This window comes from Roseateles sp., assembly GCF_039929605.1.
Lineage (GTDB): Bacteria > Pseudomonadota > Gammaproteobacteria > Burkholderiales > Burkholderiaceae_C > Pelomonas.
In genome coordinates this window covers 1-10,676 of the sequence record NZ_JBDSQX010000072.1, presented here as the reverse complement: position 1 = coordinate 10,676, position 10,676 = coordinate 1, and the positions used below count along the sequence as shown (strand labels likewise).

Below are 10,676 nucleotides of genomic sequence, written 5' to 3'. Positions count from 1 at the left end.
AGCCGCCGCTGAAACGCAGCCGGAAATCAGCGCGTCGCACCGCACCGCGTCCATCAATATGAACGCGACCGAACAGCGACCGGCAAACAGCGGCAGTTGTGAACGCAGACCGCACGTTGCGATGCCTATCCGAACGCGGAGCGGCAAATGCGAACAGACAGCGAACATTCACCGGCAACGGGTGAACAGAAACCGGCAGTGCAGCGAGCGGGCGTGGCACCGATGGGCATCGCGACGCTCCAGCCGACCGAAGTGCCGGGACGTCTCAGCCGCAAGGCCCGTCACTACCTCCCACAGATCCTCGGCCTTCGGGCCCAGGGCTACACGCTGGAAGCGATCCAGCAGGCGCTCGCCGCCGTCGGTGTCACGGTCAGCATCAGCACGGTGCGCCGGGAGGCCATGCGCGCCGTGCCGGCCACACAGCTGGCATCGGCGCGTTCCCAGAGACTCGCGCCCGCTCAGGTGGCCGCCCCGCCCGCGACCGCCACAGCACCAGCATTCCTCGATCTTCCAGCCTCGGGCAAGGACGCCGCCGCGACCTACGCCCAGGCGAAGAGCAGCAACCCCCTCATGCGCGCAAAGGAGAACCCATGAAACTCGCCGTCATATCAACTTCTCCGGCAACGTGGGCAAGACCACGCTCGCCCGCCACCTCCTGCTGCCGCGCATCCCCGGCGCGGAGTACATCGCGGTAGAGACCAACAACGCCGGCACCGAAGGCCAGGCGTCGCTGCGCGGGGACCAGTTCGCCATGCTGCAGGAATACCTGCTCTCGATCGACAGTGCCGTCGTCGCCATCGGCGCCAGCACGGTGGACGACCTGATGGACCTGATGGCGCAGTACGGCGGCAGCCATGAGGACTTCGACTGCTTCATCGTGCCCACGGTGCCCGATCCCAAGCAGCAGCAGGACACCATCGCCACCCTGGTCGACCTGGCCCGCCTGGGGGTGTCCCCCGAACGCATGCGGCTGGTGTTCAACACCATGGAGCTGGGCGTGATGTGACAGCTCGCCTGGCGCAGCGGTTGCAGCGCAGCCGACCGAACACCATGAGCAGCGGCGGCCCTGCGGCCGACGTGCCACCAAGGGAGCCAAAGGCGAGCGACTGGCGCGACGGTCGAGCCGGTGATCACTGACTTGCATCCAGGACTTCAGCGGCCCGCCTTCGGGCATGGCGGGTGCCCGGGGTGGCGATCTGGGTCTTCGAGCTGGCGATCGACCCACTGCCGACACAGAGCCAGCGGATCTGAACGCCGCGAAGCTGCCGTTCGATTGGAGTCGGGCGAACTCCGCCGGCATCGCGCCCAATGGCCGTCCTCTGCCCGGAGCGTCGTCCGTAGGTTTATGGAAGCGCGTCCGAACTGCGAGCGGCAAACTCCCTACGAATGCTTCCACAGGGTCAGTGGCGAGTCGACGCTGATCCTGGTGACGCGAAGGAGAGGTGCGATGAGGACGTGCATATCCGGGCCGCTTGCTCGTGCCCTCGGCGCTGTTGCGGTGACTGGTCCAGCGGGATATTCCGGCCTCTCGCCGCAGACCTTGTCGGGCGACTGATGGTGCCGTGACCGCCGACGCAGCGACGAGAACCGAACGAGCCGGCCGCAGCCCGCGGCAACGAACGACAGAACGCGCGCCAACCGCGCAGCAACCAGGAGCGAACCATGCCTGTAGCCTTGACCTACCCCGGCGTGTACGTCGAAGAAGTGCCGAGCGGCGTGCGCACGATCACGAGCGTCGGCACATCGATCACTGCCTTTGTCGATTTCTTCCGCCAGGGCCCGATGGACCGCGCGGTCGAGGTCTTCGGGATGGCCGATTTCGAGCGCACCTTTGGCGGGCTCGATGATCGCAGCGAAGCCAGCTATGCCATTTCGCAGTTCTTCCTGAACGGCGGCTCGTCGGCACTGGTGGTTCGCTGCGCGAGCGAAGATCTGGTCAGCGTGCCCAACGTGCTGTTGAGCACGGCCAGCGTGATGATCGGTGAGCTCGACGCGCCGGGCACCGACGCCTTGCGCGTCTCGGCAGCCAGCGCCGGCGTGTGGGGCAACACGCTGCGCGCGGAGATCGACCACCGTACCAGCGACCCGCGCACGCTGTTCAACCTGAGCGTCACGCGCTATGTGTCCGATGCGCCCGGCGCCGCGGTGCTGGGCCAGGAGCGCTTCCTCAACGTGTCGATCGATCCGTTGAGCACCCGCTTCGTCGAGTCGGTGGTCAATGCCGACGCGCAGAACTTCAGCGTCGAGGCCTTGAGCACCAACATCCCGGCGCCGACCGGCCTGACCGGCGACGACGTGGCGGCGCTGGCGACTGTCGACTTCGACGCCATGAGCGCCACCCAACTCGCCATCGCGGTTGGCGGCTCCGGTGCCTTCAACGCCACGCTGCCCACCTGGTCGGTCGGCACCGTGACCAGTCTGATTCAACTGGCCTCGCGGCTGGAGCAGGCGATCCGCACTGCGGTCGACGCGACTGCCGTTCCGCCGGCACTGGGCACGCCGACGCCGCCCTGCCTGACCGGTGCCACGGTGCACGTGGCCACCTACCCAACCGGCCCCGGCACGTTCACCAGCCACCTGGTGATCAACGCCGGCAAGGGCGATCCAGCCCGTTCTTTTGCCGATCTCATCACGCTCACCGAGGTCGGTGGCGGCACGCTCAGCAACGACTTGGGCTTGCTCAACGCACTGGCGCGCCTGCGCAACGTTCAGTTGTACGAACTCGGCGTGGTCGCCCTGGCGGCCGGTGCGCTGATCTCGGGCGTCGAAGGCGGCGACGGCGTGCCGCCCAACGCCGACGCGCTGGTGGGCGCAGTGGCTGACGCAAACGACCGCGGCATGTTCGCGCTGCGCAAAGCCGACTTGTTCAACCTGCTGTGCATCCCGCGCGCCGCGTCCATCGTGCCGGAGACCAACGGCGAAGCGCAGATGCAGCAGATCGTCGCGCAGGCCATTGGCTTCTGTTCGCTGGAGCGTGCGTTCTTCATGCTCGACATCCCGCAGACGGTGAACACCGTCACCGAGATGAAGGACTGGCTCGACACGCACGCCAACTTCCGCAGCCGCAACGCCGCGGTGTTCTTTCCGCGCATCCAGATCCCGGACCCCGTGAACGGCTTCCGCCTGCGCAACGTGGGCACCAGCGGCACGCTCGCCGGCGTGTTCGCCCGCACCGACACCGAGCGCGGCGTCTGGAAGGCGCCGGCCGGCATCGAGGCCGTGCTGCGGGGCATCTCGGCCATGGACATCCGCCTGACCGACATGGAAAACGGCGTGCTCAACCCGCTGGCCATCAACTGCCTGCGCGTGTTCCCGATCTACGGCAGCGTGTCCTGGGGCGCGCGCACGCTTGACGGCGCCGATCAGGCCGGCTCGGAATGGAAGTACACATCGATCCGCCGCCTCGCGCTGATGCTGGAGGAATCGCTCTTTCGCGGCACCAAGTGGGTGGTGTTCGAACCGAACGACGAGCCGCTGTGGGCGCGCGTTCGGCTCAACGTCGGCGCCTACATGATGGGCTTGTTCCGCCAGGGCGCGTTCCAGGGTGCCTCACCCAAGGAGGCGTTCTACGTCAAGTGCGACGCCGAGACCACCACGCAGGCCGACCGCAACCTCGGAATCATCAACATCCAGGTGGGCTTCGCGCCGCTGAAGCCGGCCGAGTTCGTCGTCATCAAGATCCAGCAGATCGCTGGTGATCTGTAATCCTTCAGGGAGAGCCTCATGGCGAACACCGGTTTTGTGGTCAACACCCACCGCATCGATCCGTACAAGAACTTCAAGTTCAAGCTGCTGTGGGACGGCAAGCCCGTGCTCGGCATCAGCAAGGTGAGCGCACTCAAGCGCACGACCGAGGTCGTCAAGCACCGCAGCGGCGGCGAGAACGCTTTCGACCACAAGTCGCCAGGACGCTCGAGCTACGAGGCGGTGACGCTTGAGCGCGGGATCACGCACGACCTCGAGTTCGAGAAGTGGGCACAGCTGGTGCACAGCTACCAGGGTGACCCGAGCATGGACCTGGTCAACTACAAGAAAGACCTGACGCTCGAAGTGCTGAACGAGCGCGGCCAGGTGGCGATCCGCTACTTCCTGTTCCGCTGCTGGGTCAGCGAGTTCACCGCGATGCCCGATCTCGACGCGAACGCGAACGCGGTGGCGATCGAGCACCTGAAGCTCGAGCTCGAAGGCTTCCTGCGCGACGAGGCCACCACCGAGCCGAGCGAGGCCGCGTAAGGGCTCCCGTCGTGACGCACACCGCCAGCGTCGTCGACTCCGGGCCTGCGGCGGCCTGGCATGCGCGCGCCTTCGGCAGCGCTGCGGCCGATCTCGACCTGCGCTTCGAAGCGCGCGCGCCGCAGCGCTCGATCAGCGCGCTGCTGGCGCTCTGCCTGTGCGATGCCGACGGCCACCCGCCCGAGACCGCACGCCTGGCCCGCTGGCCACTCGCGCGCCGGCTGCATGCGCTGCTGGCCGTGCGCCTCGCGGGCGACCCCAACGCGACCGAGGGCCTGCAGGCACAGTGCCAACGCTGCGGCTCGGGCTTCGAGCTCGAACTCGAACTGGCGCGCTGCAGCGAGCTGGCAGGCAACGACACGCCGGTGCAGTGGCTCACACCGGACGGTCAGCGCCTGCAGCTGCGCCTGCCCAACGCTGCCGACCTTGATGCCTGGCAGTCGCAAGGGCTGGCCGATGTCGAACAACTGGCCAGGACGCTGGTCGACACGGTCGACGACGCACCGCCCGCCCCAGCCTTTCAGCTGCGCGCCGATTGGCTCGCACCGCTGGCCGACGTGATGGCCGAGCACGACCCGCTCAACGCCCTCAGCGTCGACGCAAGCTGCCCCGACTGCGACCATGTGCAGGCGCTCGAGATCGAGCTCGACCACCTGCTTCTGAACTCGTTCGCGCGCCAACAACTGCGGTTGCTCGACGAGGTGCTGCGCCTCGCCCAGGCCCTGCACTGGAGCGAGGCCGAGATCGTCGCGCTGCCCGCCTGGCGCCGCGCCTTCTACCTCGACCGCATCGGCGCGGCCGGGGCACTGTCATGACCCGCTACTTCGAACGGCTGGCGGCGCGCAGTGCTGCCGAGGCGGCGTCGCGGGCGGTCCCGGCGCCGGCTGCGCTGGAACGACATGTAGAAGTCGATGCGGCTGCGCCGAAGCCTGAGGCACACACCGACGTGGCGCAAGCGCCCGCCGCAGGCCGGCTCAACCCGCGCCCGGGGCCAGCGGCGGCACCAACCAGCGCGCCGGCTGTTCGATTCAACACACCCGCAGCACCGGCAGCCCGGCCGGCCACGGCAGGCTCCGATGCCGCTGCATCGCCGACCCCGGCGCAACCGGCGCCACCGGGCCACGGCATTACCGGGCCTGATGTCCTGACCACGGCGCCGGCACGGCCGAGGCGGTCCGAAACCCTTGTAGAAACAGCAACCACGGCGCCGACAGCAATGCCGCCCATGCCGGTGGGCGCGGCCGATCCGCACACCGAGCTGGCGACCCGTGCAACGCCGCCCTCTCGCGCTGAGCCACGGCGCGCCGACACGCCGCCCCCCCCGGTGGCGGCGCAGCGTGCCGCCCGTGGAACGCCCGCCGCACCCGCCGTGCGCCCGCTGTCGCAGGCCTTGCCCACACCGGTGACCGAGCAGCGTCCCGCCACCGTCGCGCCCCGACCCGCTGCGGCGCGTGCCGAGGCACCTGTGCAACCGCACGTCGACGTGCACATCGGCCAGGTCGCCATGACGGTCCACGTGCCCGCCCCGGCGCCCGCGCTCACGGTGCAGGCCCGCACCGCGCGCGCGGGAGCTGGCTTCTCGCCCGCCCGGCACAACCTCCGGTCCGGAGACTTGCCATGGCCTTGAGCGCCAGCACCGAGGCCGTCGGCGCGGTGAGCGAGCTGCTCAGCACGCGGGTGTCATCACGTCTGAACAACCTGCCGGTGCTGGTAGGCCGGCCGTCGGACGCGCCTGACGACCTGGGGTCCCGCGGGCTCAACCTGTTTCTCTACCGCATCGGCTTCGATGGCCACATGCGCAACCAGCCGCTGGATGTGGGCCAGCAGCCACCGCTGTGGCTGACGCTGTACTACCTGCTGACCGCCTTTGACAGCGACAACGAGAGCGAGACCGTCGCCGCGCACCGCCTGCTCGGCCAGGGCCTGGTCGCGCTGCAGGAACTCAACTTCCTGCGCCCAGCGGTGAGCATGGCCGCGCTGACCGCGAACCCGGAGCCGCTGAAGATCACCTTCGACGAGGCCGACGCCGACCTGCTAAACAAGCTGTTCAGCGGCGCCGAGGAGCGCTACCGCGTCTCGGCCGCGTTCCAGGTGCGGCCGGTCATGCTGGCTACCGACGCCGCGCCCGACTACGCGCCGCTGGTACAGACGGTCGGCCCGGGCAACGCCGGCGTGATGGTGTTTGCATCGATGGGTGCGCGCCTGACGGAGATCGAGCCGGCGAAGTTCGTCGCGGGCGACAGGGTGGCGCTGCGCGGCATCGACCTCGCCGGCTACGACCGCATCAACCTCGGCGGCAACCTGCTGCTGCCGTTGGCGCCCGAGCCGGAGGACCGGGGCGACGTGGTCCGCTTCCAGTTGCCGGTGAACACGCCTATCGCCGCCGCCGGCTATGCGATCAGCGTCGCGCGCATCCTGCCGACCGGGCGCCCGATGACCAGCACGCCGCTGCTCGGCGAGTTGATGCCGGTGGTCTCGGGCGTCGCGCTCGACGGGCCACTGGTCGCCGTCGGCGCCAACCTGCGCGGCAGCTTCATCGTCAGCGGCGCACAGTTCGGCGGCCCCGACGAATCGATCTTCGCGGCCCTGCTGTTCGACGGTGTGGCCGTGATCCAGCTCGAACCCTCGGTCGATCCGACCGCCACTGCCGCGCGCTTCACTGTGCCCGAGGCAATGGCGCTCGCACCGGGCACCTACCGTGTGGTGCTGCGCGTCAACGGACAGCAGGCGCTGCAAACGCCGCCGCTGCTGTGGACATGAGCCTGCACGCCGCGTCCCCAGGCAACGGCCACGCTGCCGGCGCCGCCGCCTGGGCGCCGAATGGCGCGCCCCCGCTCAAGCGCGCGCTCCCACCCGCCGCTTTCGACCCCGCGCTCGTGCCCGCCGATCCACTGGCCGCCTCGTGGCTGGCCGAAGCCACGCTGCGCCTGCGCCGCGAGCTGGCTTGGTGCTGGCACCTGAGCGGCACCCAAAGCGCCCAGCGCAGCCTGCCGCTGGCGCGCACACCGATCGACGACAGCATCGACCGCCTGCGCCACCACGATGCGCGCCAGGCCTTCTTCGCCACCGATGTCGCGGCCACCTACCTCGGTGAAGAGATCGCGCGTGTGTCCATACGGCGTGCGCAGATCGCACAGGCCCGCAGCGGCTGGCAGGCTGTGGCCACCGCGGCCGGCCTCGACGAACACGCGCAGTTCGTGCTCGCACTGGCCCTGGCCGCGCGCGCCGATGCCGCGTTTGCGCCGGTCGCCGGCGCCGTGCAGCAGGACGGCCGGGCGACGCTCGCCCTTGCCCAGCGCCTGTGGCACGCGCCGCTGGCGCTGATCGCCTGCCTCGACCCCGCACACCCGCTCTACGCCTTCGGCCTGCTGCAGGCCCCCACCGACTGGCATCAGCCGCTTGAGCTGCCGGCGCCGGTGGCGGCAGCGCTGCTCGACCCGCACACCGCCTGGCCCGCAGCACTGCGGCCGCTACCTTCGACCGACACCACCGCCGCGGCCGCCACTGCCGCCACTGCCGGGCAGGCCGCCGCGCTCGCCTGGCTGCGCGCCTTGCCACCGGCGGCGATGCAGATCGTGCCGCTGCTGCTGCCCGCCGGCGCCAGCGCGGCCCCCATCGCGCGCAACGTGGCCGCCGCGACCGGCCGCCCCATCGTGCAGTTGTCGCCCGAGATCGGGCCCGACCACGCCGCGTTGCGCGGCCTGGCCTGCGCGGCCTGGCTGCATGGCGCCGACCTGTTGCTGCCCCCGCACTGGCACAGCCACCCCGGCGCACTGCCGCTCGACCAGGCGCTGCGCCCGCTGGCGGCGCTGCCGCTGCGCCTGCTATTGCCGGTGCACGACAGCGCGGCAGTGCGCGCCCTGCCACCAGCCTGGCTCGGGCCAACGCTCGTGGTCGAACCACTGGCCACTTCCGAGCGCGCTTTGCAATTGGCGAGCGCCCTGCCCCCGACCATGGGCGACGCCGCAGCCGAGGCCGCCCGGCGCTTCCGCCTTAACGACCTGGCGCTCGCGCAGGTGACGACCACCCTGCGCGCGCTGCCTCAGGCCGACGAGTCCACGCTGCACGCGCTGTGCCGCACCGCAGCCACGCTCGATCTGGGCCAGTTGGCGCAACCGGTCACCCCGCGCTTTGCGCTCGCGTCGCTGGTGCTGCCACCGCGCCAGCGGGCGCAGGTGCGCGCCATCGTCGAAGGCATGCGCGCGCTCGGTCGCGTGCATCAGGACTGGGGCACCGCGAAGACATGGAACGAAGGCGGCATCGCGGTCCTGTTCTGCGGCCCGCCCGGCACCGGCAAGACGATGTGCGCCGAGGCCCTGGCCGATGAACTGGCGCTGCCGATGTACCGCATTGACCTGTCGCAGGTGGTCAACAAGTACATCGGCGAGACCGAGAAAAACCTTCGCCGCATCTTCGACGCCGCCGAGGCCGCTGAGTGCCTGCTGCTGTTCGACGAGGCCGATTCGCTCTTCGGCAAGCGCACGGAGGTCAAGGACGCGCACGACCGTTTCGCCAACATCGAGGTGAGCTACCTGCTTGAACGCATGGAGCGCTTCAAGGGCCTGGCCGTGCTGGCCACCAACCGGCGCAAGGACGTGGACGAGGCATTCACCCGCCGCCTGCGCTTCATCGTCGACTTTCCGCTGCCCGGTGCACCCGAGCGCGAATGCCTGTGGCGCGGCATGTTCCCGGGCGCGGTGGACGTCTCCGGCATCGACTTCGGTTTCATCGCGCAGCACTTCGAGATGGCCGGTGGCGCAATGCGCTCGGCCTCGTTCAACGCCTGCCTGCACGCCGCCGCCGCCACCCGCGGCGAGCCGGCGGTCGACATGCCGGCGTTGCTGGTGGCCATCAAGCGCGAGATCGAGAAGGCCGGCCGCGAAATCCAGCGCGACCAGTTCGGGCGTTATGCGCACCTGTTGCCGGAGGCCTCGTGAGCACCGCCCGGCCGCCCGCAATTGCTTATTCCCCCTCGGCGCGACCGGCCGAAGGCCGCAGGGTGCACAAATGAATCGAATCTCGATTGATCGACTCGACCTCTCGCTCGACGGCCTGAGCGAAGCCGATGCGCAGCAAGTTCGCAGCGAGCTGCCCGGCGCCATGCAGCGCAGCCTGCAGCGACGCATGTCCGAATCCATCGCGATGCGCCTGGACCGCAGCAGTGCCGACCTGGGCGTGCTGTCCCTGCCCGGCGCACTGCCACCGCGCGCGGTGGCCGATGCCATCGCCGCGCGCTTAACCGACTGGCTGGGCACCCAGGCCATGGTGGCCTCGGGCGAGGAGCTCTGACCATGGCCGTGCACGGTGCGCTTTTCGAATACAGCGGCCAGTTCATCGGGCCGATCCCGAACATCGTGGTGTTCCAGTTCAACCCCGAGTCGCTCGCTCGCACCATCCGCATCACGCCACCCGCAGCCGAGGGCGACCGTGGCCGGCGTGCGCAGGGCGAGCGCAGCGCCGCCGCCGCGCCGCCGGTCGAGGAATTCTCGGTCAAGCTCGCGCTGTCGGCCGCGGAGGACCTGAGCACCGAGGGCCCGTTCACCGGCGTCACCCGCACCTTCGGCATCGGCCCGCAGATCGCTGCGCTCGAGAAGATGGCCTACCCGGCCGGCGGCGGCGGCCTGATCGGCGCGGCCATTGATGCAATCGGCAGCGCCCTGTCGTCGGCCACCGGTGCCGGCGCGACCCGGCCCATCCCGCGCGAGCAATTGCCCAAGCTGCTCTTCATCTGGGGCCCGACGCGGGTGCTGCCGGTGTCCATCACCTCGCTGCGCATCAGCGAGCAGGAATACGACAACACGCTGAACCCGTCGCGCGCCGAGGTCGAGATCGGCCTGCGCGTGGCGGAGGTGCCGGCCTCGGACGACCTGATCGCTCAGGGCGCGCTGATGTACACGAAGACGGTGAAGGAAGCGCAGGCCATCGCGCAGATGGCGCGCGGCATCGCCTCGCTGCCCGACATCCTGCCGATCTGACGGAGAACCTCACCATGTTCCTGAAGAACTCGCGCTACTACAAGCTGCCAACCCACACGACGGTGGTCGATGACCGCCCGGTCGCGCTGCTGAACTGGCGCCGCCTGCCGACCACCACCGGCGAGGCCGCAATCGTGAAGGCGCACGACCAGCTGGACGCGCTGGCCGAGCAACGCTACGCCGACGCTGCCCGCTACTGGCACATCGCCGACGCCAACAGCGCGCTCCAGGCCCACGAGCTGACTGAGCTGCCCGGCAGCGAGATCCAGCTCCCGAAGAACTGAGAGGGTGAGAGGAAATCCAACATGCCCGCCTTGCCGCCCCAAACCGCCCCACTCGTCGTTGCAAATGCTCGCCGTAGCCCGAGCTACGGCTGCGCTTTGCGCCTGGATCAGCGCTCTTTGAGCCCCCCGCTCGGACGCGCCCGATTTATTCACAGGTTCTGAGTGCCGTGACGCGCACTCGTCC

10 protein-coding genes are annotated in these 10,676 nt (G+C 69.6%); all 10 read left to right on the top strand.

Annotation, left to right across the window (positions count from 1 at the left end):
• Positions 1-147: 147 nt before the first annotated feature.
• The 10 genes from ABIS05_RS09890 (at position 148) to ABIS05_RS09845 (ending at position 10,492) form a co-directional block, all read left to right on the top strand.
• Positions 148-594, top strand: a complete 447-nt coding sequence (locus tag ABIS05_RS09890) for a hypothetical protein (protein WP_348009354.1) — start codon at positions 148-150, stop codon at positions 592-594.
• Positions 595-625: 31 nt separating this feature from the next.
• Positions 626-1,006 carry a hypothetical protein gene (locus ABIS05_RS09885; RefSeq protein WP_348009353.1) on the top strand — a complete coding sequence of 127 codons (381 nt, stop codon included), beginning with the start codon at positions 626-628 and terminating at the stop codon, positions 1,004-1,006.
• Positions 1,007-1,662: 656 nt separating this feature from the next.
• Positions 1,663-3,705 (top strand): phage tail sheath C-terminal domain-containing protein, encoded by a 2,043-nt coding sequence (locus ABIS05_RS09880; protein ID WP_348009352.1) that lies wholly within the window; start codon positions 1,663-1,665, stop codon positions 3,703-3,705.
• A gap of 18 nt (positions 3,706-3,723) precedes the next feature.
• Entirely contained in the window at positions 3,724-4,233 is a 510-nt protein-coding gene (locus tag ABIS05_RS09875; protein WP_348009351.1) for a phage tail protein, read from the top strand.
• Positions 4,234-4,244: 11 nt separating this feature from the next.
• Positions 4,245-5,048 (top strand): hypothetical protein, encoded by an 804-nt coding sequence (locus tag ABIS05_RS09870; protein WP_348009350.1) that lies wholly within the window; start codon positions 4,245-4,247, stop codon positions 5,046-5,048.
• A gap of 802 nt (positions 5,049-5,850) precedes the next feature.
• On the top strand, positions 5,851-6,993 hold the full coding sequence (locus ABIS05_RS09865) for a Pvc16 family protein (RefSeq protein WP_348009349.1): 1,143 nt from the start codon (positions 5,851-5,853) through the stop codon (positions 6,991-6,993).
• A complete protein-coding gene (locus ABIS05_RS09860; protein ID WP_348009348.1) occupies positions 6,990-9,170 on the top strand; it encodes an ATP-binding protein in 2,181 nt (726 codons plus the stop codon). The genes ABIS05_RS09865 and ABIS05_RS09860 overlap by 4 nt, the downstream gene beginning before the upstream one ends.
• Before the next feature lie 70 nt (positions 9,171-9,240).
• Positions 9,241-9,522 (top strand): hypothetical protein, encoded by a 282-nt coding sequence (locus ABIS05_RS09855; protein WP_348009347.1) that lies wholly within the window; start codon positions 9,241-9,243, stop codon positions 9,520-9,522.
• Positions 9,523-9,524: 2 nt separating this feature from the next.
• On the top strand, positions 9,525-10,208 hold the full coding sequence (locus ABIS05_RS09850) for a hypothetical protein (RefSeq protein WP_348009346.1): 684 nt from the start codon (positions 9,525-9,527) through the stop codon (positions 10,206-10,208).
• A gap of 14 nt (positions 10,209-10,222) precedes the next feature.
• Positions 10,223-10,492: a LysM domain-containing protein gene (locus ABIS05_RS09845; protein WP_348009345.1), complete on the top strand. Its 270-nt coding sequence runs from the start codon at positions 10,223-10,225 to the stop codon at positions 10,490-10,492.
• Positions 10,493-10,676: the final 184 nt, after the last annotated feature.